This is a genomic window from Micromonospora sp. NBC_01739, assembly GCF_035920385.1.
Classification (GTDB): Bacteria; Actinomycetota; Actinomycetes; order Mycobacteriales; family Micromonosporaceae; genus Micromonospora.
In genome coordinates, this window is record NZ_CP109151.1 from 4,546,051 (window position 1) to 4,567,128 (window position 21,078).

Genomic DNA, 21,078 nt, shown 5'->3' on the forward strand with positions numbered 1-21,078 from the left:
TTATGCCGCTTCGGAGAGTGACGTCACTGGTTTTCCAGTATCCGACCGCCCGGCCGCTCAGACCTCGGTGACGTAGAAGCGCGGCATCGGCAGGATCCGGAACCGCACTCGGGCACCGTCACGCCGGAGCTGCCAGGCCAGCGCGAGCAGGGCGGTGACCAGGGAGACCAGGCCGCCGGCCCAGATGCTGACACCGGCACCGAAGGTCTCCGCGACCCAGCCGATCAGCGGCGCACCTACCGGGTTGGTGCCGAGGAACACCAGCACCCACAGCGCCATGACCCGGCCCCGAAAGGCCGCGTCGGTGCCGAGTTGGACCCGCTGGTTGGCGGCCTGGGCGAAGTAGACCATGAAGAAGCCGGTCGGCGGCAGCAGCGCCACGACCATCCAGTACGTAGGTGCCAGCCCGACGAGGGTGCCGAAGATCGCGCAGGCGATGGCGGAACCGAGCACCAGCCAGACCGAGGGGCGACTGCGCCGACCGGTACCGGCCAGCGCGCCGATCAGGGCACCGACCGCCAGGGTCGTGCTGAGCAGGCCGAAGGAGGCCGCGCCGGTGTTGAACACGGTCTTCGCCAGCGCCGCCAGGGTGAGCTGGAAGTTGAACAGCGACATCCCGATCACCGACATCACCACCATCGGCAGCAGCAGGTCGGCGCGACGACCGACGTACCGCAGTCCGTCCATCACGGTGGCGGCGGCCCGCTCCTCACGCGGCGGCAGGGGTGCGCGGTGCAGCTCGGAGCTGCGCATCTGCACCACCGTGACCAGGGGTGCGATCGAGCTGAGCGCGGTGACCATGAAGACCGGCCCGACGTCGAAGGCGGCGATGGCCAGGCCGGCGACGGCCGGTCCGACGATGCGGGCCGAGTTGAACACGGCCGCGTTGAGGGAGAGCGCGTTGGGAAGCAGTCGGGTGCCGACCAGTTCGGAGACGAAGGCCTGCCGGACCGGGGTTTCCACCGCGTTGGCCGTACCGAGCAGGGCGGCGAAGACGAAGACGTGCCAGAGCTGCACCAGGCCGGTGACGACCAGCAGGCTCATCGCCAGGGACAGCACGGTCCAGAAGGCGTTGGCGATGAAGAGCAGCATCCGCTTGTCGTACCGGTCGGCCAACCGGCCGGAGATCAGCGTGAGCAGCAGTACGGGGGTGAACTGGAGCGCGACCACCACGCCGAGGGCGGTGGCCGAATCGTCGGAAAGCTCGAGGACCAGCCAGTCCTGGGCGATGAACATCATCCAGACGCCGATCAGTTTGATCAGTTGCCCGGATGCGAATAGCCGGTAGTTGCGGACCTGTAGGGACTGGAACATCGTGCTAAACCGTGCCTGCACTCTCGGTGCGCCTCCTCGCGGTGGTACGCGTCGTCGTCGCCGGACGGCGCGGCGCTACGCACAACCGGTGTGCGGCGTCAGGCGCGAGAGAGTCGCTGGAGGATCTCCGCGGCGTGTTGCAGAGTCTCCCGATCGGTATCGCTCAGCTCGGTCAGCCGGCGGGCCAGCCATTCGTCTCGGACCCGCTCGAACTGGTCGAGCACGTCCTGGCCCCCCGCGGTCACCGCGAGGATCACCTGCCGCCCGTCGGTCGGGTGCGGGGTGCGCTGCACGAGGCCGCGCTCCTCCAGCTTCGCGACGATCTTGGTCATCGTCGGTGGCTGCACCCGTTCGACGTCGGCGAGTTCCCGCGGCGTGAGCGCTCCACCCAGCCGGATGCTGGTGAGCGCGGACAACTGGGTGACCGTGAGGTCACCTACCGGCCGGGCCTGGCGGACCCGCCGGTTGAGCCGGGTGATCGCATCACGCAGCTGATGGGCCAGCTGCGCCGGTGGCATGCTCTGCGCCGTCACCGTCCGCTCCGTCACGATAGTTAGCCTAACTAATGAGCTGCCCGGACCGCAGGGAATATGACCACCCTCACCCCACCGGGCCAGGTGCGGCGAACCCACACCCGGCCCGGACCTGGGATGTCAGAACACCAGCGCCTCGACCGGACCGCGCAGGAAGTACACCACGAACAGTGCCGCCACCCCGTACAGCAACGGGTGGACCTCACGGGCCTTGCCCTTGGCCACCTTGATCACCACGTAGGCGATCAAGCCGCCGCCGATGCCGTTGGAGATCGAGTAGGTGAACGGCATCAGCACGATGGTGAGGAACGCCGGAATGGCGATCTCGTAGTCGGACCAGTCGATGGTCCGGACCGCGGTCATCATCAGGAAGCCGACCACCACCAGGGCTACGGAGGCCGCCTCGAACGGCACGACCACGACCAGCGGGGCCAGGAACATGGCCAGCAGGAACAGCGCCCCGGTGACCAGGTTGGCCACCCCGGTCCGGGCGCCCTCCGCGACACCGGCGGCACTCTCGATGTACGCCGTGTTGCTGGAGACGCTGGCCGCGCCGCCGGCCGCCGCACCGATCGAGTCGACCAGCAGGATCTCCTTGGTCCGCGGCGGAGTGCCCTGCTCGTCGAGCATGCTGCCTTCCTGCCCGACCGCGACCATCGTGCCCATCGTGTCGAAGAAATCCGTGACGAGCAGGGTGAAGATGAACATCACCACGACCAGCCAACCGGCCCGCTCCCAGGAGCCGAGCACGTTGAACTGACCGAGCAGCGACAGGTCCGGCAGGTCGATGGGGTTGCTGGGCAGGGTCGGGACGTTCAGCGACCAGCCATTCGGGTTCGGCTGCCCGTTGACGAAGGACGGGCCGATGTTGCCGACCGCCTCCACGATCATGGCCAGCACGGTGGAGGCGAAGATGCCGATCAGGATCGCACCCCTGACCCGGCGTACCACCAGCACCAGGGTCAGCAGCAGACCCAGCACGAACACCAGGGTCGGCCAGGTGGCCAGCTTGCCGCCGATGCCCAGACCGAGCGGCACGGTGCTGTTCGCCGCGTCCGGGATCCGCCGGACGAAACCGGCGTTGACCAGACCGATGATCGTCAGGAACAGACCGATACCGACCCCGATCGCGGTCTTCATCTGGGTCGGCACCGAGCGGAACACCGCGGTACGCAGGCCGGTCAACACCAGCACCGCGATGATCACACCCTCGATGACCACCAGGCCCATGGCGTCGGCCCAGGTCATCTCCGGCGCGATCTCGTACGCCACCAGGGCGTTGACCCCCAGACCGGCGGCGACGGCCAGCGGGAACCGGCCGACCACGCCCATCAGGATGGTCATCAGACCGGCGACCAGCGCGGTCGCCGCGGCGATCGCCGGAATGGCCAGGGCTTTGCCGTCACCGTCGACGGCGCCACCGATGATCAGCGGGTTGAGCACCACGATGTACGCCATCGTGAAGAAGGTGGCCAGTCCACCCCGTACCTCGCGGCTCATCGTCGAGCCGCGGGCGGTGACCTCGAAGTACCGGTCGAAGCCGTTGCGTGGCCGACTCGGGTCGGGGGGTGTGCTGTTGTCGAGCGGGGCTACTGCCATCAGAAACCTCACAGCGAATGATCAGGTCGTCGCGCGCATCGTCCCAGATGATCGGCCACCCGCAAAGGTCGGTCGCGTACCCTGACCAGGTGCCGAAGCAGCAGCCCAGACCCGAACCACTAGACCCGCCGATGGTTCCGTTCGCGTTGGCCGGCATGGCGGCGTGGGCGGTGGCCGGTCTGGTGCTGCTGTTGTTCCGAGACCGGCTGGCCGCGAGCGGTCACGAGGACTGGCTCTGGATCTGCCTGGCCGGTTTCCTGTGGGGTTTCCCCGGTTTGGCCGTGATGATGCGGCATGACGCCCACCGACGCCGCCGCCGCGCCACCGCCTGAGCGCGGTCGACCGAACCGGCCCGCCTGATCAGGGGTGGCCGTACGGCTCCGGGGGCTCGCTCGACTCGACCGACCCGGGTGCCCGGGACACCGACATCGGCTCCACCTCGCTGTCGTCGTAGATGGCGGGGACCTCCTCCACCGCCGTCTCGGCCTCGACCAGGGTCTCCGAGTGGGCGCCGCAGCCGTGGTCGGTGCTGACCACCCGACCGTCGTCCGGGGCGTAGAAGTTGCCGCAGACCCCGAAGCACTGGCGCAACTGCCCGGCGAGCGGAAGGTAGAAACCGCAGGTGCCGCAGCGGGCGGCGGCCGGAGCGGAGACCGAGATCGGCGCCGAGGGGCCGTGGTCGCCGTCGTACCAGCGCTGGGCCGCCTCGGCCCGCCCCTCCCGGGACAGCACCCGGGGTCGGCCCAGGCCCAACTCCCAGGCGGTCTCCTCGACCGCCGGGTCGTCGGAGAGCAGGTAGCCGGGCGCGAGTCGCTCGTCGTCGGCCGGGGTGGGCAGCAGATCACCGGGGCCGAGATCACCCGGCTTGAGCCGCTCCTGCCAGGGCAACCAGCCCGGTGCCAGCAGCGCATCCGGACCGGGCAGCAGCACGGTCTCGCAGATGGTCACCGTACGGCTGCGCGGCACCCGGGTGACCGTGACCGCCCACCGCCAGCCGCGATACCCGGCCAGCAGGCATTCGAAGTAGTGGGTGACGAGCCGATCGCCCTCGGCGACAGCCTGGAGATGTTCACCGACTTCGGTGGCGTCCACCTCGGTGATGCCGGCACGCGCCACCTCGACGGCGGCGGCGCAGACCTGGTCGAGACGAGCGGCGCGGGCGGAGACAGGCCTGGTCACCCAACCATTGTTCCCCATGGGTGGGTCGGACCGTGAGGCACTCCCCAGAGGTGTTCTCCGAAGGTGGTGCGGCATCCGGGCAGCGGATAGGTCAGGATGGGTGCCATGCCGCTGTCCTCCCACTCCGAGCGGTCCCTCCTGGGGCGGACCGTCGGCACCGGCATCCGTGCCGTTCGACTGCTGCTCCGCGGCTCCCTCAGCGGGGGCCGGTGGGTGACCCGCAGCGCCGCCCGGGCGCGGGCCCGGGGGGCCGGCGGGGAGACCGGCATGGTCCGCATGTTCGATCTGCACGCGGTCTCCTGCGCCGGGGACACCCTGATCGCGATCGGCCTGGCCGGCACGATCTTCTTCAACGTGCCGCTCGGCGAGGCCCGCAGCAAGGTCGCCCTCTACCTGCTGGTGACCATGGTGCCGTTCGCCATGCTCGCCCCGGTGGTCGGTCCGCTGCTCGATCACTTCCGGCACGGCCGCCGGTATGCCCTGGCGACGACCATGCTGGGCCGCGCCTTCCTGGCCTGGATGATCTCGGACTACATCCACGGCTTCGGGCTGTATCCGGCGGCCTTCGGGGTGCTGGCGCTGTCCCGGGCGTACGGGGTGGCCCGCTCCGCCGCCGTCCCCCGGCTGCTGCCCGAAGGGCTGGGCCTGTCCCAGGTCGGCGCACGGGCCAGCGTGTACGGCACGGTCGCCGGTGCCCTGGTCGCGCCGATCGGGCTGGCCGCCTTCTGGTTCGGGGCGCAGTGGCCGTTACGGGTAGCCTCGATCATCTTCCTGGTCGGCATGGTGATCGCCCTGCGGCTACCGCCCAAGGCCGACTCCGAACCGCCGGAGCGGGTACCCCGACCACTGCGGGCCCTCCGGCGAGCCACCGGCGACCGCCCGCTGGGACGGGGCCGCCCCGCCGGCCGTCTGGTGATCTCCAACCTGGTCGGCGCGGCCGTACTCCGTGCCATCTACGGCTTCCTGCTGCTCTTCCTGGCCTTCACCATCAAGGCCGGTGACCTGACCACGGTGCTGTTCGGCCGCGACCTGGGCGACAAGGGAGCGCTGGGCCTGGTCGGCGGGGCGCTGGCGGTCGGGACCTTCCTGGCCACCGCCCTCGGCACCCGGCTGCGCATCCACCGGCCGACCGCCCTCCAGTCCAGCGGCATGGTCATCGTGGCCGGGGTGGGCGTACTCGCCACCCTGTCCTTCACTCTGCCGATGGTCACCCTGCTCTGTGTGGTCGCGGCCATGATGAGCGGCATCGCGAAACTGGCCGTGGACGCCTCGATCCAGGAACGCATCCCGGAACGGCTGCGAGCCAGCTCCTTCGCCCACTCCGAGACCGTGCTGATGCTCGCCTTCGTGGCCGGCGGCGGGCTGGGACTCGTACCCTTCCACGGCCGGGTCGGCATCGCGGTCGCCGCCGGGGTCGGGGTGCTCGCCGCCGTACGCGGGCTGGTGATGGCCCACCGGCTGCGCGCCGAACGGCTCCGTGGCCGCCCGCTGACCGACGAGGAGCTGAAGGCCACCGAGCGGGAGGCCGACGAGCGGGCCGCCAAGGAGCAGGCCGACCGGGACCGCAAGGCCGCCGAGGACAACGCCCCCACCTCCCCCGCTCCCACCCAGGGAGGTACCGCCCCCGAGGAGCCGGACCTGGCACCCCCGGGCTTCCACATCTACCGGCCCTCCTCGGCGGTCACCGGCGGCGAGGACGAGACGCGCAGCAACTCACCCGGGTCGGTCTCGTGACCGACCTGCTCGTGGTCACCGCCGTACCCGCCGAGGCCGAGGCGATCCAGGCCGGCCTGGACGACCCGACGATCGCGGTGGTCCCGGTCGGGGTGGGAGCGGCGGTCGCCGCAGCGGCCACCGGCCGACTGCTGGCCTTCGCCGAGGCCGCCGGTAGGCCGTACCGGGCAGTGATCAGCGCGGGGGTGGCCGGCGGCTTCGCCGACCGGGTGCGGGTCGGCGGGGTGGTCCTCGGCACCCGGGCCGTCGCCGCCGACCTGGGCGCGGAGTCGCCGGACGGTTTCCTCCCGATCGACGAGCTGGGGATGCCGCCCGCCCTGCTCGGCGGCGGCCCCGCCGTGTCCGCCGACCCGGAGCTGCTGACCACCTTGCGTACGGCGTTGCCCTCGGTCATGGTCGGCGCGGTGCTGACGGTCAACACGGTGACCGGCACCGCGGCCAGCACCCAGGCCTTGCGGCAGCGGTACCCGGACGCGGTTGCCGAGGCCATGGAGGGGTACGGGGTGGCCGTCGCCGCCAGTCAGGCCGGGGTCCCCTTCGCCGAACTGCGTACCATCTCGAACCCGATCGGCCCCCGCGACCGGGAGGCCTGGCGCCTGTCCGACGCCCTGGCCGCCCTGACCACCGCCGCCGCCGCGGTTGCCGCCGTCGCTCTACCCTGACCGGGCCGACCAGGGGCGCGGCAGACGAAGCGTGGCCGGCCGACTCCCATCGAGTTGATATCCACAGGCCCGCAGGAAGTCGATGCCACCGAACTCCGCAGTGGCACACACTGCCGGCACGCCCGCGAGACGGGTCTCCTCGGCCAGTCGGGTCACCAGCCGGCGACCGATGCCGAGTAGCCGTAGCCCCGGCGCCACCAACACCCCGTCCAGCACGACCTCACGCCCGTTGCCCCAATCCTCCCCATACAGCAGGCTCAGGCTGCGCAGATGAGCGCGTAGCTCGCCGACGACATCCCCGTCGGGCAGCTCGGCCAGCAGACGCCAGCACCCGTCCGGCACACCCTCGGTGACCCGTCGGATCACCACCGAGTCACGAATCCGCTCCCGCAGGCGCCGCTCGTCCCGACGACCACGATCCAGGTCGTACGTGACCTCGGGTACCCGCAACGGCCACCGGTCGGGCGCAAGCGTGTACGAGTACGCCCACCAAGCCCCCGACCAGTCCTTCAACGTACGGACCTTCCGCACGTCCAGGTGTGCCGGATATCGCCGCCCCGCTTCGTCGCGCCGGGTGTCATCCTGGATCACCTCGCGGCCTGCGTCATCGCATCCGCAGGAAGCGGCGGGATCACCAGCAGCGGGATCACCAGCAGCGGGATCACCGGCGCCGGCAAGTCGCAACCTCCCGCCTGCTGCCCGGATGAGCCGGTGCACGGTCTGGAACCGAGGATCGGTGCACTGCCCGGACTCGATCCGCGCCACGGTTGACTGCGGCACGCCAGACAACCCGGCCAACTCGCGCTGGCTCAGGTCGGCCTGCCGACGCAGCGACCGCAGTATCGAACCCAGATCAGCCAGACCGTCAGCACCCGACTCGTCCCCCATGCCATCGATGCTTCCGCTCCGCCCCAGACCACTCAACCCCGATCGTCCACCTGTGGACAACCCTGTGGATAACCCGGAGGCCGTTGGGGAACGCCTGCACCCAGCAGCGCGCACCGGTCTCCAGCAGCGTGCGTCGGCAGGACCGAGGGTGTCCCCCAGGCCCCCTGTCGAGCTGAACCGTCTGCGCTATCGCCGCAGACTGATCCAGCAGACCCTCAACGACGACCCTCGACACCGGCGCAGCGAAACCATCCCGACGGTGATCATCGACATCCCTGACGCATCGTCGACATCCCTGACCCATCGTCGGCATTCCTGGCGCATCGTCGGCATTCCTGGCGCAGGGGTTGCCAGGACGGGCATCGGGATGGGTGATCCGTTGTTGCTCTCAGCTCGACAGGGGCCGTATCTGACATGGTCCGCCGCGACATGCCCTTCAATCCCCACCGCGTACGCCACGTCTGGACGCCGGCCGCAGGCTCGGCGGACCCGGAGGGCTCAGGGTCGGGTTGTTGCGGCGGTGGGGTGTGACCGGGCAGGGCGCGGCGCCGACCGCCCGGTGGCGGCGGACCGGGCGGGGATACGGTGGGGGCGTGGCGCTCTCGATGGCGATCTCGCCCTGCCCCAACGACACCTTCGTCTTCCACGCCTTGGTGCACGGGCAGGTGCCCGGGGCACCCCCGGTCGAGGTGACCTACGCCGACGTGGACGTGACCAACACCGCCGCCGAGCGGGGCGCCTTCGACCTGGTCAAGGTTAGCTACGCGGCGTTGCCCTGGCTGCTGGACGACTACCACCTGCTGCCCTGCGGCGGCGCGCTGGGACGCGGCTGTGGGCCCCTGGTGCTGACCCGGGCGGATCGCGAGGGCGGCCCGGACCGGACCGACCTGCGCGACGCCACCGTGGCGGTGCCCGGTGACCGGACCACGGCGTACCTGCTCTTCCGGCTCTGGTCGGCTGGGAAAACCCCCCGGCGCATCGAGGTGGTGCCGTTCCACGAGATCATGCCCGGCGTCGCCGCAGGGCGGTACGACGCCGGGCTGGTGATCCACGAGGCCCGCTTCACCTACCCGCGACACGGGCTGACCGCGCTGGTCGACCTGGGCGAGTGGTGGGAAGGCGACACCGGCCTACCCATCCCCCTCGGGGCCATCCTGGCCCGACGCGGGGTGGTGGACCCGCAGCAGGCCGCCGGGTGGATCCGGGAGTCCGTCCGGCAGGCCTGGGCCGACCCGGCGGCCAGCCGGGGGTACGTGCTGGAGCACGCCCAGGAGATGGAGCCCGACGTGGTGGACCGGCACATCGGCCTCTACGTCAACGAGTTCACGGCCGACCTGGGAGAGGCCGGGTTCGCTGCCGTCGAGGCGCTGCTGGGCCGGGCCGCCGACGCCGGGCTGGTGCCTCAGACCTCCAGCTCGCGGGCCACCGCATGGACCAGCTGAGCGATCTTCTGGGCGGTCTTGCGGTCCGGGAAGCGACCCCGGCGCAGGTCCGGCTGCACCTTCGCCTCCAGCACCTTGATCATGTCTTCGACCAGCCCGTGCAGCTCCTCGGCCGGGCGACGGCGCAGCTCCGCCACCGACGGCGGGGCCTCCAGCAGCTTGACCCCCATCGCCTGGGTGCCGCGCCGGCTGTCCACCACACTGAAGTCGATGCGCTGGCCGCCCTTCAGGTCGGTGACACCTGCCGGTAGCGCGGCCTTTGGCAGGAACACGTCGCCACCCTCGTCACTGGTGACGAACCCGTATCCCTTGGTCGCGTCGTACCACTTCACTCGACCCGTAGGCACCTGAGATCCCCTGCTTCGTTTTGAGACGACTACTGCTTCAAGGCTAGCCGGATCATGCCGTCGAGCGCCGCCGGGAATCCGGTGAGATCCGCCAGCACCACCGCCGCGCCAGCGGCCCGCAGTTCATCGGCGGAACAAGGTCCGGTGGTCACTGCGATCCCCGGCACGCCGGCCGCCTCGGCGGCCACCATGTCCGCCACGTGGTCGCCGACATAGTACGTCGCACCGTGCGCCCGCAGCGCCGTCGCCTTCTCCTCGGCGAACAGGTCTCCGGCCAGCTCGTCCACGGCCAGGCCAAGGTGGTTCAGATGCAGCTTGGCCAGCCGGCCGAGCTTGGAGGTGACCACGACCACCCGCCCACCCCGCCGGCGTACCGCGTCCAGGGCCGCCCGCGCGCCGGGCAGCGGCACCGTCGGGGTCATCGCATACGCCGGGTACAGCTCCCGGTAGACCCGGACCGCCTCGTCGACCTGCTCGGGGGGGAACCAGCGGGCGATCTCGGTGCGCAGCGGCGGGCCGAGCCGGGACACCGCCGCCTCGGCATCGACCCGGACCCCGGTCCGCTCGGTCAGCGCGCGGTAGGCCGCGGCGATGCCGGGGCGGGTGTCGAGCAGAGTCATGTCGAGATCGAAGCCGACCGTCAGTGCAGGCATCCTGGAAAGCTACCCGGCCTTCTACCCGGCCCGGTCGTCCGATGGGCGGGAGCACCCCCCGGCGGGCTAGCGTGGAACGACGATGAGCAACTCACTCGCCGACCACCTGCGGGCCCTGCCCGACGACTCCCTCGCCGCGCTGCTGCAACTGCGGCCCGACCTCGTCGTGCCGGTCCCCGCCGACGTCGACGCCCTGGCCATCCGGGCCCAGTCCCGGGTCTCGGTGTCACGGGCCCTGGACGGGCTGGACCAGTTCACCCTTCAGATCATGGACGCCGCCCGGTTGACCCGTTACCCGGCCGAGGGCACCACCTCGGTCGACGGGGTCCTGGCCATGGCCACCGCCGGCCCCAACCCACCCGCACCCACCTCCGTCCGAGCCGCCCTGGACCGGCTGCGGGCGCGACTGCTGGTGTACGGCCCGGACCATCAGTTGCACCTGGTCGGCGGCATCGACGAGATCTCCCCGTACCCGGCGGGGCTGGGCCGACCGGCGGCGGAGCTGGACCCGCGCACGGCCGCCCTCTGCGCGGACCCGGCGAAACTGCGCCGGACCCTGCTGGCCGCGCCCCCGTCGGCGCGGGCGATCCTGGACCGGCTGGCGGCCGGGCCCCCGGTCGGCAGTGTGCCCCCCGGCGCGTTGCAGGCACCGGCCACCGGCAGCGACGACGACCTGCCCCCGGACGAAACCAACGGCGGGGCGCCCACCGGCTCCCCGGTCCGCTGGCTGGTCGACCACCGGCTGCTGGTGCGGGTCGCCGGGGGTAAGGGCGGCACCAGCGGCATGGTCGAGCTGCCCCGGGAGATCGGGCTGCTGCTGCGCCGCGACACCGGGCCGCTGGGTCCGCTGAGCGTCAGCGGGCCGCAGGTGGTCAGCACCCCCCGCGAGCCGAAGGCGGTCGACTCCGCCGGGGCCGGGCAGACCATGGAGGTGGTACGCCACACCGAGGCGCTGCTGGAACAGTTGGCCGCCGAACCGGCCCCGGTGCTGCGCTCCGGCGGGATCGGGGTACGTGATCTGCGGCGGTTGGCCCGGGCCACCGGGCTGGACGAGCCGACGGCGGCGCTGCTGCTGGAGGCGGCGTACGCGGCCGGGCTGGCCGGCGAGGTGGAGCTGCCCGGCAGTGCCAGCCGGTACGGGGCGGACCAGCAGGTGCTACCCACCGCCGGGTACGAGCTGTGGCGGGCCGGTTCCCTGGCCGAACGCTGGGCCCAGGTGGCCCGGGCCTGGCTGATCATGACCCGGCAGGTCGGGCTCATCGGCCAACGCGACGACCGGGACCGACCCATCACGGTCTTCTCCGCCGAGGCGGAACGGGCCGGTACGCCGGCCGCCCGACGGGCGGTGCTCGGCGTGCTCGCCGACCTGGAGCCGGCCGCCGCACCCACCGTCGAGGAGGTGCTGGCGCTGCTCGACTGGCGGGCCCCCCGCCGCAGCCGGGGCCGGGAGGCCGCGCACCGGGAGGTACTCGCCGAGGCGGCCGCCCTGGGGGTGACCGGGCTGGGGGCGCTCACCTCGTACGGGCGGCTGCTGCTGACCGAGGTGACCGACACCGAGGAGCGGGACGGCAGCGACCCCCTGGGGTTGCGCAGCGAGACCGAGGATGCCGGTACGGCGGTGCGGGTGTTGGACGCCCTGCTGCCCGCCCCGGTCGATCACTTCCTGGTGCAGGCCGACCTGACCGTGGTGGTTCCCGGGCCACCGGAGCCGATCCTCGCCGTCGAACTGGAGGCGGTCGCCGAACCCGAGTCGGCCGGTGGCGCGAGCGTGTACCGGGTGACCCCGGGCAGCGTGCGCCGGGCCTTGGACACCGGCCACTCGGCCGAGGAGCTGCATGACCTGTTCCAGCGCCGGTCCCGCACCCCGATACCCCAGGGATTGACCTACCTCATCGACGACATGGCCCGTCGGCACGGCGGGCTGCGGGTCGGCTCTGCCGGGGCGTACCTGCGCAGCGACGACGAGGCCTTGCTAGCCGAACTGCTGGCCGACCGGCGGGTCGAGGAGCTGACCCTGCGCCGCCTGGCACCGACCGTGCTGGTCACCCCGTACCAGACCGGGCGGATGTTGGCGGTGTTGCGGGAGGCCGGTTACGCCCCGGTGGCCGAGGACGCCACCGGCTCGGCGGTGCTGACCCGACCCAAGGTCCGCCGGGCGGCGGCCCGGGTCTCCGTGGGTACCCGGGTCCTCGACCCCCTGGCCACCCCCCGCCTGCCGCTGCCCCGCCTGCTCGGGGTGGTCGAGCAGATCCGCCGGGGGGATGCGGCGGCCCGGGCGGCCCGGCGGGCTCCGGCGGCCGTACGGGGTGCCGCGACCTCGACCGGCCCGGCCCCCGCACGCGGTCACGCCGAGGCCCTGGCCGTCCTCCAGCAGGCGGTACGCGACAAGGCGCTGGTCTGGGTCGGCTATGTCGACGCTCACGGGGCGACCGCGTCGCGGCTGGTCCGACCGGTCTCCCTCGGCGCCGGCTACCTGCGGGCCGAGGACGAACGCACCGAGATGCTGCACACCTTCGCCCTGCATCGGATCACCGCAGCGGTGCTGGAGAAGTGAAACGGGTCAACGGCGGCTGCGGCGCACCGACCCGACGATCGCCACGATCAGCAGCAGCGCGGAACCGGCGCCGGCGGCTTCCCCGACCGAATCCATGAAACCCTGCTGGAGGACCAGCCAGCCGTACAGGAACCAGCCGAACAACAGCGCCGCGAGGACCGCGTACGCCACCACCGTCGCGGTGGATACGGGTTCCGCCGAATCGGCCTTGTCACGCGCAAAGATCAATTCCTGATCAACGGACATCTGCCCTCCCCGTACGGTCGGCATGCCATCCCAGGGTGTCATTGAAGATGGCAACCGGCCAGCAGCACGGCCGACCGGTCCCGGCAGCTTCTACCCGGCGGCGGGTACGCGGAATCCGACGCGGAAGGTCGGCCCGGGCGCGCCGCTCGCCCCCGTTGGCTTCCGTGATGGCGGAAAGCGCCCCCGCTTCCTGGCCCGCCTGATCACGGATCGAACGCACACGCACCGCGCCGACCTGGAAGACGAAGCATCCGGGACCGATGCGACCCGTCTTCCCACCTGCTAAACGCAGCTCGGAAAGGGAAAGGTTGCCGCCCGCGTACGCATTCTTGGCACCGACTTCGACGTGCAACACTGGATGGTCGCCCGGTGGCAGGTCAGCGGCCTACCGTGCCAACCCCATCGGCCGTACGGAGGAGGAGATTCGGCGTGAGCGGTGGACCCCTGATCGTACAGTCGGACAAAACCCTGCTGCTGGAGATCGACCACCCCGACGCCCAGTCCTGCCGGATGGCCATCGCGCCCTTCGCCGAGCTGGAGCGATCCCCCGAGCACGTGCACACCTACCGGTTGACCCCGCTGGGGCTGTGGAACGCCCGCGCCGCCGGCCACGACGCCGAGGGGGTGGTGGACGCCCTGATCAAATACTCCCGCTACCCGGTGCCGCACGCCCTGCTTGTCGACGTGGCCGAGACCATGGACCGCTACGGCCGACTGCAACTCGCCAACGACCCGGTGCACGGCCTGGTGCTGCGCGCCCTGGACCGGGTGGTGCTGATCGAGGTCGCCAAGAGCAAGAAGCTCGCCGGGATGCTCGGCGCCAAACTCGACGACGACACCATCGCGGTGCACCCCTCCGAACGTGGCCGACTAAAGCAGGCCCTGCTCAAGCTGGGTTGGCCGGCGGAGGACCTGGCCGGGTACGTCGACGGGGAGGCGCACCCGATCGAGCTGGCCGAGGCCGGCAAGGACGGGGGTAAGCCGTTCACCCTGCGGTCGTACCAGCGGGAGGCGGTGGAGGCCTTCTGGGCCGGCGGCTCCGGGGTGGTGGTGCTGCCCTGCGGCGCCGGCAAGACCCTGGTCGGTGCGGCGGCGATGGCCGAGGCCAAGGCGACCACCCTGATCCTGGTCACCAACACGGTCGCCGGTCGACAGTGGAAACGGGAACTGATCGCCCGTACCTCGCTGACCGAGGAGGAGATCGGCGAGTACTCCGGCGAGCGCAAGGAGATCCGTCCGGTCACCATCGCCACATACCAGGTGCTGACCTCGCGTCGCGGCGGAACGTTCACCCACCTGGATCTGTTCGGGGCCCGCGACTGGGGCCTGGTCGTCTACGACGAGGTGCACCTGCTGCCCGCGCCGATCTTTCGGTTCACCGCCGACCTCCAGGCCCGCCGTCGGCTCGGGCTGACCGCCACCCTGGTCCGGGAGGACGGCCGGGAGGGCGACGTGTTCAGCCTGATCGGCCCGAAGCGCTACGACGCCCCCTGGAAGGACATCGAGTCGCAGGGCTGGATCGCCCCGGCCCAGTGCACCGAGGTCAGGGTCACCCTGACCGACGCCGAGCGGATGGCGTACGCGACCGCCGAGACCGAGGAACGCTACCGGATGGCGGCCACCGCCCGCACCAAACTGCCGGTGGTGAAGGCCCTGGTGGACCGGCATCCGGAGGAGCAGACCCTGGTCATCGGCGCGTACATCGACCAGCTGCACCAGTTGGGCGAGTACCTGGACGCGCCGATCGTGCAGGGGTCCACCACCAACAAGGAACGCGAGCGGCTGTTCGACGCCTTCCGTTCCGGTGAAATCCGCACCTTGGTGATCTCCAAGGTGGGGAACTTCTCCATCGACCTGCCCGAGGCGGCGGTGGCCATCCAGGTGTCCGGCACCTTCGGCTCCCGGCAGGAGGAGGCGCAACGACTGGGCCGGGTGCTGCGACCGAAGGCCGACGGTCGGCAGGCCCACTTCTACACCGTCGTCTCCCGGGACACCATCGACACCGAGTACGCCGCCCACCGCCAGCGCTTCCTAGCCGAGCAGGGGTACGCGTACACCATCGTCGACGCCGACGACGTCCTCGGCCCGACCCTGCCCTCCTTCGACTGACCCCCGCTTGATCGACTCCATTCCGCCGATATGGCGGTATCGCGGCGGCTCGGATACCACCACATCGGCGGAATGGCGGCAGCCTCCCGCCGTGGGCTCCTGCGAAGGGCCGGCTCGGCCGGTCAGGCGGCTCGGAGTCTGCGTAGGACGTACTGGTTGAGGCTCAGGCCGTCCTCTGCGGCCTGGATGGCGAGTTCCCGGTGCAGACTCTCCCCGACGCGCAGGTTGAACTTGCCCGAATAGCTGCGCTCCGCGAACGGCAGCGGCACCTGCTCACCCTGGTCCTGCATGTCCTCGATCACGTCACGCAACAACTCCTGAAGCCCTTGCAGAGCCTCAACCTGCGAGGGAGCCAGCCAGGACAGCGACGGAAACTCGGCGCAGGTGGCAACGAACTCGCGATCCTCGGCGGACCAGGTGACCCGGTAGGTGTAGTGGGTGATCTCGGGGTGGGCATCGGGTTGCATCACATGGCCTCCTTCTTGTCGATCGCCCTGAGTACCTGCCGGACCTGGTACACCTTCGCCTTGCCTTTGTCGTTCTGGATGTTGACGCGTGGATCTCCCGCCCAGGGCATCTTGAACACCGCATGAGAGGTGCCGGCTTGCCGCGGCTTCCCGAAGTAGTGTTCGCACACCCTATAGAGATCGTTGTAGGCGATGTTCTGCTGACTCTTCCGCATCACCGCAACGAGCTTGTCTATGGAGGGCACAGTTGGGATGGTACTACCAGCGGTACCATGACTCCAGCCAATCACCAAGCCCTCCTGCGACCTGTGGATGCTTGGCGGCGACGGTCCGGTCTGTGGCAGTTCAGCTGTTCCGTCCTCGGCGTGTCGGCCAGCTGGGCTGACACAGCTCGCGGAGGCGGGCAGGGTGACCTACTCGGGAGCGCCGAAGAGGGTTGGTTGCTTCGGCTGGCGAGGGTAGGTAGACCTGATGAGCTTGGGGGCTATCAGTCGGTCGTTGATTCACTTTTCGGTGACGTAGACGCCCTTGCCTTGGTGGCCCTCGACCAGTCCCTCGGCTTGCAGGATAAGCAGCGCTGATCGGACCGGCTCGGCGGAGACGCCGTAGTGCGCGGACATCTCCCGCATCGAGGGCAGCTTCGCGCCGGGGCCATAGACGCCTGATGCGATCTTGTCGCGGATGTCCTGGGCGATGCGTTGGCGATCTGAGATTCGGGGCATGGCAACTCCTGGTAGGCCCCAAGATCCTCCCACGCCAATCCGCGGCCGGCCAAGACTTTGTCTGCTTAGCATGGTTAGTTCTTGCACTTTGCATGCTTTGCATTGTAGGTTGGCCTTCGGACGCCCGGCATCGGATCGCCTGGTAGGCAAGCCGGCCCTTCCCGGTTGGGCATCCAGCACCGCTGGCACGGCTGGCTTCCCCCGCCGGCCGTGCCAGCACCTCACCCATGAGTCCAGAGGACGGCCCTGCTGTCGTACTGCCGATTGAGGCTGCGGTGGTAGGGCAGGGGCGGCCTCCGCCGGCTGTACCACGGCGGAGGCCGCCCTTCCACTTCACGTGACCAGCGGAAGGCGGTCAACCGATGAATCAACAGAGGACAGGCAGCCGACGATGAGCGGGCGTTGGGTGATCCATCTGCCGGTCAGCGCACCCGATCTGGTGCGGGCGCGGCTGTTCGCCCGTACGGTCGCTCGGGTGTTGGCCCGGTTAAGCGGTCGGGTCGAGCCGGGCGGGGTGACCGTGTCGGCCGAGGACCAGCAGGGCGTACGCCATTGGGTTTTCTGTGACCGGCGGCTGCCCGGAGGCGGGCGGTGTGTGCTGGCGGCGGAGCATGATGCGCCGTGTTCCGCTCGGCCGGTGCGGGCGGTTCGGTGTGCGCGGCGGCGGATCTAGAGGATGCGGGTGACCTGCTCGGCGGCGGCTACCGTGTCCCGGTCGGCGGGGTCCAGGTTGGCGCAGAGCAGCACCGAGGCACCGGCCGACAGGGGCGCTAGCAGCCATTTCAGCGGCAGGTCGTGCTCGGCGACGTCGACCAGCAGGCGGTCACCTACCTGCAGGTCCCAGGTTGCGGCCAGCTCCCGCGCCAGCCCGCCCCACTGGTGGTAGGTGGTGCCGTCCGGGCTGACCGGGTCGGTGGCGTGCAGCAGGGGGCGGTCGGTCGGGGCGGCGCCGTGCCGCAGCACCTCGGTCGACCAGTCGAGCCAGCCGGTCGGCACCTCGGTCAGCGGTTCCGGGCCGGTGCCGACCAGGTAGCGGTGCAGCCCGTCGGGTACCTCCTCCAGCCAGTCGTCCAGCCGTTCCGGGCTGACCAGGACCGCGTCGTACGGTCGGTCGCCGCCGGGCTCAAGCACCGGCAACCCGGCGGTGGCGCGCGGCCGGAACGACACCTCCAGCCCGACCGCCCAGGCACCGAGCAGAACCGCGGCCGTACGCCAGTGCGGTGGCAGCAGTACGGCCACCCGACTGCCCGGCCCCAGGCCGCAGCCGTCCCGCAGCAGCCCGGCGGCCCGCGCCGACCAGTCGCCCAACTCGGCGGCGGTGACCTGCTGGCGCTGCCCGGTCCGGTGATCGAGGTAGGTGATCAGCGGCTGGTCCCGCTCGGCGAGACCGACGGCGGACAGTACGGGCAGCGTGGCAGACATACCGCACTTCCTACTCTTACCGCCCCGACCTGTCCAGGCTGCCCCGCCTTGCCTCGCGTTAATAGGGGGCCCTTCCTATACACGAGGCGTTAACAAGGTGCCCTTCCTTACTCCGGGAGCGGAGGACCGACGTCGAGCAGCGGAGCGAGCAGGTCGCCGTGCTCGTCGAGCCGACTCAGCACCTCACCGGCAATGTACGGCCGCGACGAGGGCCGTTTACCGGCCGCACCGACGGCGACCTCGTCCCAGGTCAGCGGGGTGGAGACGGACGGCACCGGCTGGGCGCGCAGGGAGTACGGCGCGACCGTGGTCTTGGCGGCGTTGTTCTGGCTCCAGTCGATGAAGATCTTGCCGGGTCGCAGGTTCTTCGCCATCTTCGACACGATCAGGTTCGGGTGTTCGCGTTCCAGGTCCTGGGCGATCCGCCGGGCGTAGGCCGAGACCTCCTCGGCGGACTGGGTGCCGGCGATCGGGCAGCTCAGTTGCATGCCCTTCTTGCCGGAGGTCTTCGGGTAGGCCTCCACCCCGTCGGCGGCCAGCCGGTCGCGCAGCAGCAGCGCCACCTGGCAGCACTGCTTGAGGGCGGCCGGGGCACCCGGGTCCAGGTCGACCACCATCAGGTCGGGGTGTTCGCCGATCTTCCACTGGGGAGTGTGCAGTTCCAGGGCGGCCAGGTTGGCCAGCCAGACCAGGGTGGGCAGGTCGTCGGCGACCACGTAGTCGATGGTCTCCCGGCCCTTGCTGGATCCGGGGGCGGGCAGGTTCTCGGTGCGTACCCAGGAGGGGGTGGCGGCCGGGGCGTTCTTCTCGAAGAAGGAGTTGCCCTCGACCCCGTTGGGGTAGCGGATCCGGGTCAGCGCCCGGTCGGCCAGGTGCGGCAGCAGCACCGGGGCGACCCGGGTGTAGTAGTCGATCACCTCCCCCTTGGTGAAGCCGGCCTGGGGGTAGAGGACCTTGTCCAGATTGGACAGCTCCAGGGTGCGGCCCTGCACCTCGACCCGGAACCGGTCAGTTGGCATCGTCGACCTCCTCGGCCGGTTTGTCCGGCCGCAGCCGCAGGATTCGGGGGAACCGCAGCCGTCCGTCCGGGGTGCGCTGGCCGTACTTCACCTCCACGACCACCTGGGGGGTTACCCAGATGGCGCCCCGGGCATCCTCGCGGGGCACCCCGGCGGCGAAGGGTGAGGCGGGGGTGCGCAGGGGCTCCAACTCGCGCAGCAGTTGCTTTTCGATCGCCGCGCCGATGCCGCCGCCGACCCGACCCCGGTAGGTGAGGCGTCCATCGGCACCGGGCACCCCGACCAGCAGGCCGCCGATCTTGCGAGCCCCGGGCCGCCAGCCGCCGATCACGAAGTCGCCGGTCACCTCCAGTTTGACCTTCACCCAGTCCGTCGAGCGCACCCCGGGCCGGTAGGTCGAGTCGACCCGCTTGGCCATCACCCCCTCCAGGCCGTGCTCACCGGCGGCGGAGTAGGTGGCCGGGCCGTCGGAGAAGACCGGTGGGACCGCCCACCGCGCCGCCCCCAACCCCAGGTCGTCTAGGGCTTCCCGACGGCGGGCGTACGGCCAGCCGGTCAGGTCCTCCCCCTGGAACCGGAGCAGGTCGAAGATCATGTACGTGACCGGGACGGTGGCCGCCAGCCGGGCCGCCTTGGCCGGATTCCGCACATGCATCCTCTCCGCAAGTGCGGTGAATGAGGGGCGTCCGGCCGGGTCGAAGAGGACCACCTCGCCGTCCAGCAGGGCGTCGTCGACCTGCTCGGCCAGGGTGATCAGTTCCGGGTAGGCGGTGGTGATCTCCACTCCGGAGCGGGCGTAGAGATGCTGCCGACCAGCGGAGATGTCCGCCAGGGCGCGTACGCCGTCCCACTTGAACTCGTACGCCCAGCCGGCACCGACCGGGAGTTGCCCGGTCATCGCGAGCATCGGCTTGAGCGGCGCGCCGGGCACGATCCGACTGTAGTAGCCAGCCGAACACCTCGCGTCACGTTCGCTTCAGTGCGAGCATGGTCGATACCGGCGAAGGGAGTACGGGATGCGGGCCATCTGGAAGGGCGCCGTGTCGTTCGGCCTGGTCTCGATCGGGGTGAAGCTGTACTCCGCCACCGAGGAGAAGGACATCCGGTTCCACCAGGTGCACCGGGAAGACGGCGGGCGGATCCGGTACAAGCGCACCTGTCAGGTCTGCGGCGAGGAGGTCAGCTACGACGACATCGCCAAGGGCTACGACATCGGTGGCGGGGAGATGGTCATCCTCACCGATTCCGACTTCGCCGAGCTGCCGTTGAGCACCTCGCACGCGATCGACGTGCTGGAGTTCGTACCGGCCGAGCAGGTGGATCCGATCCTTTACAACAAGGCGTACTTCCTGGAGCCGGAGGGCACGGCCACCAAGCCGTACCTGCTGCTGCGCGACGCCCTGACCGACTCGGAGCGGGTGGCGATCGTGAAGGTGGCGCTGCGTCAACGGGAGCAGTTGGCCACCCTGCGGGTCCGCGACGGCGTACTGCTGTTGAACACCATGCTCTGGCCGGATGAGATCCGGAAGCCGGACTTCGGCTTCCTCGACGAGGATCTGAAGATCCGCCCCCCGGAGTTGGCGATGGCCACCTCCCTGATCGACTCGATGGCCGGTGACTTCCACCCGGACGAGTTCACCGACGACTACCGGACGGCGTTGCAGGAGGTCATCGACGCCAAGGTGGAAGGCCGTGAGGTGGTGCAGCCGGAGGAGGTCGAGGAGGCTCCGGCCGCCGCGGTCGACCTGATGGCCGCCCTGAAGGCCTCGGTCGAGCGGGCCCGGGCGGCCCGGGGCGAGCCCCCGGCCGGGGGTGGTGCCGGCGAGCCGACCCCGATCACCTCGGCGCGTTCGGCCCAGCAGAAGAAGGCGGCGGCCAAGGCCCCGGAGAAGAAGGCCGCCACCAAGAAGGCCGCCCCGAAGAAGGCCGAGACCGCCAAGAAGTCCGAGGGTACGAAGAAGGCGGCCCCCAAGGCGGAGAAGAAGGCCGCCAAGAAGGCCGCTCCGAAGAAGGCCACTCGCAAGACCGCCTGATCTCACTCCACCCGCTACGGATCGGTGATTTGTGCGGCCCGGCGGTCCCACAGCCGCCCCAAGGGCCCTCTGTCGTCCCACTGGTCACCATCGACGGTCGGAGCCGCGCCGGTGACCAGGTACCGTGTGTCGGCGACGGCGTCCGTGGCCGGACG

General features: G+C 70.6%; 21 protein-coding genes and 2 pseudogenes. 8 read left to right on the top strand and 15 right to left on the bottom strand.

Going from position 1 to position 21,078, the window contains the following annotated elements:
• Positions 1 to 57: 57 nt before the first annotated feature.
• The 3 genes from OIE53_RS20490 to OIE53_RS20500 all read right to left on the bottom strand — a co-directional run bounded on the left by OIE53_RS20490 (position 58) and on the right by OIE53_RS20500 (position 3,446).
• Positions 58 to 1,335, bottom strand: coding sequence for an MFS transporter (locus OIE53_RS20490; protein ID WP_327023148.1), 1,278 nt, complete (start codon positions 1,333 to 1,335; stop codon positions 58 to 60).
• A gap of 77 nt (positions 1,336 to 1,412) precedes the next feature.
• Complete coding sequence (locus tag OIE53_RS20495) at positions 1,413 to 1,862, bottom strand: MarR family winged helix-turn-helix transcriptional regulator (protein ID WP_327023149.1); 450 nt, start codon at positions 1,860 to 1,862, stop codon at positions 1,413 to 1,415.
• 105 nt (positions 1,863 to 1,967) lie between these two features.
• Entirely contained in the window at positions 1,968 to 3,446 is a 1,479-nt protein-coding gene (locus tag OIE53_RS20500; protein ID WP_327023150.1) for an NCS2 family permease, read from the bottom strand.
• Between the two features lie 131 nt (positions 3,447 to 3,577).
• Here OIE53_RS20500 and OIE53_RS20505 point away from each other — a divergent pair, with 131 nt between their 5' ends.
• Positions 3,578 to 3,778, top strand: coding sequence for a DUF2530 domain-containing protein (locus OIE53_RS20505; RefSeq protein ID WP_393341141.1), 201 nt, complete (start codon positions 3,578 to 3,580; stop codon positions 3,776 to 3,778).
• 28 nt (positions 3,779 to 3,806) lie between these two features.
• On the opposite strand, the gene OIE53_RS20510 is transcribed toward OIE53_RS20505, so the two are convergent.
• Positions 3,807 to 4,643: a DUF3027 domain-containing protein gene (locus OIE53_RS20510; RefSeq protein ID WP_327023152.1), complete on the bottom strand. Its 837-nt coding sequence runs from the start codon at positions 4,641 to 4,643 to the stop codon at positions 3,807 to 3,809.
• Between the two features lie 87 nt (positions 4,644 to 4,730).
• Between OIE53_RS20510 and OIE53_RS20515 the strand changes: the two are divergent.
• Together OIE53_RS20515 and OIE53_RS20520 are read left to right on the top strand one after the other, a co-directional pair.
• Positions 4,731 to 6,131, top strand: a pseudogene (locus tag OIE53_RS20515) (MFS transporter); the annotation flags it as partial.
• Positions 6,132 to 6,355: 224 nt separating this feature from the next.
• Positions 6,356 to 7,021, top strand: coding sequence for a futalosine hydrolase (locus tag OIE53_RS20520; protein ID WP_327023154.1), 666 nt, complete (start codon positions 6,356 to 6,358; stop codon positions 7,019 to 7,021).
• On the opposite strand, the gene OIE53_RS20525 is transcribed toward OIE53_RS20520, so the two are convergent.
• Both OIE53_RS20525 and OIE53_RS20530 read right to left on the bottom strand, forming a co-directional pair.
• Positions 7,013 to 7,612 carry a GNAT family N-acetyltransferase gene (locus tag OIE53_RS20525; protein WP_327027299.1) on the bottom strand — a complete coding sequence of 200 codons (600 nt, stop codon included), beginning with the start codon at positions 7,610 to 7,612 and terminating at the stop codon, positions 7,013 to 7,015. The genes OIE53_RS20520 and OIE53_RS20525 overlap by 9 nt on opposite strands.
• Positions 7,613 to 7,723: 111 nt before the next feature.
• Positions 7,724 to 7,909: pseudogene (locus OIE53_RS20530) on the bottom strand (helix-turn-helix domain-containing protein); the annotation flags it as partial.
• Between the two features lie 593 nt (positions 7,910 to 8,502).
• Here OIE53_RS20530 and OIE53_RS20535 point away from each other — a divergent pair.
• Complete coding sequence (locus OIE53_RS20535; protein WP_327023155.1) at positions 8,503 to 9,351, top strand: 1,4-dihydroxy-6-naphthoate synthase; 849 nt, start codon at positions 8,503 to 8,505, stop codon at positions 9,349 to 9,351.
• On the opposite strand, the gene OIE53_RS20540 is transcribed toward OIE53_RS20535, so the two are convergent.
• Both OIE53_RS20540 and OIE53_RS20545 read right to left on the bottom strand, forming a co-directional pair.
• A complete protein-coding gene (locus tag OIE53_RS20540; protein ID WP_013731110.1) occupies positions 9,312 to 9,698 on the bottom strand; it encodes a cold-shock protein in 387 nt (128 codons plus the stop codon). The two genes, OIE53_RS20535 and OIE53_RS20540, sit on opposite strands and share 40 nt — an antisense overlap.
• A gap of 29 nt (positions 9,699 to 9,727) precedes the next feature.
• Positions 9,728 to 10,351, bottom strand: a complete 624-nt coding sequence (locus tag OIE53_RS20545) for an HAD family hydrolase (protein ID WP_327023156.1) — start codon at positions 10,349 to 10,351, stop codon at positions 9,728 to 9,730.
• Positions 10,352 to 10,433: 82 nt separating this feature from the next.
• Between OIE53_RS20545 and OIE53_RS20550 the strand changes: the two genes are divergently transcribed.
• Entirely contained in the window at positions 10,434 to 12,905 is a 2,472-nt protein-coding gene (locus tag OIE53_RS20550) for a helicase-associated domain-containing protein (RefSeq protein ID WP_327023157.1), read from the top strand.
• A 6-nt stretch (positions 12,906 to 12,911) separates the two neighbouring features.
• On the opposite strand, the gene OIE53_RS20555 is transcribed toward OIE53_RS20550, so the two are convergent.
• Entirely contained in the window at positions 12,912 to 13,151 is a 240-nt protein-coding gene (locus OIE53_RS20555; RefSeq protein ID WP_327027300.1) for a hypothetical protein, read from the bottom strand.
• A gap of 429 nt (positions 13,152 to 13,580) precedes the next feature.
• Between OIE53_RS20555 and OIE53_RS20560 the strand changes: the two genes are divergently transcribed.
• Positions 13,581 to 15,260: a DNA repair helicase XPB gene (locus OIE53_RS20560; RefSeq protein ID WP_327023158.1), complete on the top strand. Its 1,680-nt coding sequence runs from the start codon at positions 13,581 to 13,583 to the stop codon at positions 15,258 to 15,260.
• 122 nt (positions 15,261 to 15,382) lie between these two features.
• Here OIE53_RS20560 and OIE53_RS20565 read toward each other — a convergent pair whose 3' ends face one another.
• The 3 genes from OIE53_RS20565 to OIE53_RS20575 form a co-directional block, all read right to left on the bottom strand.
• Complete coding sequence (locus OIE53_RS20565; RefSeq protein ID WP_327027302.1) at positions 15,383 to 15,727, bottom strand: type II toxin-antitoxin system HicB family antitoxin; 345 nt, start codon at positions 15,725 to 15,727, stop codon at positions 15,383 to 15,385.
• A complete protein-coding gene (locus OIE53_RS20570) occupies positions 15,727 to 15,972 on the bottom strand; it encodes a toxin HicA (RefSeq protein WP_327023159.1) in 246 nt (81 codons plus the stop codon). Before OIE53_RS20570 ends, OIE53_RS20565 begins: the two co-directional genes overlap by 1 nt.
• Positions 15,973 to 16,230: 258 nt before the next feature.
• On the bottom strand, positions 16,231 to 16,449 hold the full coding sequence (locus OIE53_RS20575) for a winged helix-turn-helix domain-containing protein (RefSeq protein WP_327023160.1): 219 nt from the start codon (positions 16,447 to 16,449) through the stop codon (positions 16,231 to 16,233).
• Between the two features lie 391 nt (positions 16,450 to 16,840).
• Between OIE53_RS20575 and OIE53_RS20580 the strand changes: the two genes are divergently transcribed.
• Positions 16,841 to 17,122, top strand: a complete 282-nt coding sequence (locus OIE53_RS20580) for a hypothetical protein (RefSeq protein ID WP_327023161.1) — start codon at positions 16,841 to 16,843, stop codon at positions 17,120 to 17,122.
• On the opposite strand, the gene OIE53_RS20585 is transcribed toward OIE53_RS20580, so the two are convergent.
• The 3 genes from OIE53_RS20585 to ligD (OIE53_RS20595) all read right to left on the bottom strand — a co-directional run bounded on the left by OIE53_RS20585 (position 17,119) and on the right by ligD (OIE53_RS20595) (position 19,821).
• Positions 17,119 to 17,871: a TIGR03089 family protein gene (locus OIE53_RS20585; protein WP_327023162.1), complete on the bottom strand. Its 753-nt coding sequence runs from the start codon at positions 17,869 to 17,871 to the stop codon at positions 17,119 to 17,121. The two genes, OIE53_RS20580 and OIE53_RS20585, sit on opposite strands and share 4 nt — an antisense overlap.
• A gap of 107 nt (positions 17,872 to 17,978) precedes the next feature.
• Positions 17,979 to 18,890 carry a non-homologous end-joining DNA ligase gene (gene ligD, locus OIE53_RS20590; protein WP_327023163.1) on the bottom strand — a complete coding sequence of 304 codons (912 nt, stop codon included), beginning with the start codon at positions 18,888 to 18,890 and terminating at the stop codon, positions 17,979 to 17,981.
• Positions 18,880 to 19,821, bottom strand: a complete 942-nt coding sequence (gene ligD, locus OIE53_RS20595) for a non-homologous end-joining DNA ligase (protein WP_327023164.1) — start codon at positions 19,819 to 19,821, stop codon at positions 18,880 to 18,882. Before ligD (OIE53_RS20595) ends, ligD (OIE53_RS20590) begins: the two co-directional genes overlap by 11 nt.
• Before the next feature lie 85 nt (positions 19,822 to 19,906).
• On the opposite strand from ligD (OIE53_RS20595), the gene ku reads away from it, so the two are divergent.
• A complete protein-coding gene (ku, locus tag OIE53_RS20600; RefSeq protein WP_327023165.1) occupies positions 19,907 to 20,923 on the top strand; it encodes a non-homologous end joining protein Ku in 1,017 nt (338 codons plus the stop codon).
• Positions 20,924 to 21,078: the final 155 nt, after the last annotated feature.

Bases quoted from the DNA above. Each gene is read 5' to 3' on its own strand.
- OIE53_RS20500 (WP_327023150.1), bottom strand. From the start codon at position 3,446: ATGGCAGTAGCCCCGCTCGACAACAGCACACCCCCCGACCCGAGTCGG.
- OIE53_RS20505 (WP_393341141.1), top strand. From the start codon at position 3,578: ATGGTTCCGTTCGCGTTGGCCGGCATGGCGGCGTGGGCGGTGGCCGGT.
- OIE53_RS20510 (WP_327023152.1), bottom strand. From the start codon at position 4,643: ATGGGGAACAATGGTTGGGTGACCAGGCCTGTCTCCGCCCGCGCCGCT.
- OIE53_RS20545 (WP_327023156.1), bottom strand. From the start codon at position 10,351: ATGCCTGCACTGACGGTCGGCTTCGATCTCGACATGACTCTGCTCGAC.
- OIE53_RS20550 (WP_327023157.1), top strand. From the start codon at position 10,434: ATGAGCAACTCACTCGCCGACCACCTGCGGGCCCTGCCCGACGACTCC.
- OIE53_RS20555 (WP_327027300.1), bottom strand. From the start codon at position 13,151: ATGTCCGTTGATCAGGAATTGATCTTTGCGCGTGACAAGGCCGATTCG.
- OIE53_RS20565 (WP_327027302.1), bottom strand. From the start codon at position 15,727: ATGCAACCCGATGCCCACCCCGAGATCACCCACTACACCTACCGGGTC.
- OIE53_RS20575 (WP_327023160.1), bottom strand. From the start codon at position 16,449: ATGCCCCGAATCTCAGATCGCCAACGCATCGCCCAGGACATCCGCGAC.
- OIE53_RS20580 (WP_327023161.1), top strand. From the start codon at position 16,841: ATGAGCGGGCGTTGGGTGATCCATCTGCCGGTCAGCGCACCCGATCTG.
- OIE53_RS20585 (WP_327023162.1), bottom strand. From the start codon at position 17,871: ATGTCTGCCACGCTGCCCGTACTGTCCGCCGTCGGTCTCGCCGAGCGG.
- ligD (WP_327023163.1), bottom strand. From the start codon at position 18,890: ATGCCAACTGACCGGTTCCGGGTCGAGGTGCAGGGCCGCACCCTGGAG.
- ku (WP_327023165.1), top strand. From the start codon at position 19,907: ATGCGGGCCATCTGGAAGGGCGCCGTGTCGTTCGGCCTGGTCTCGATC.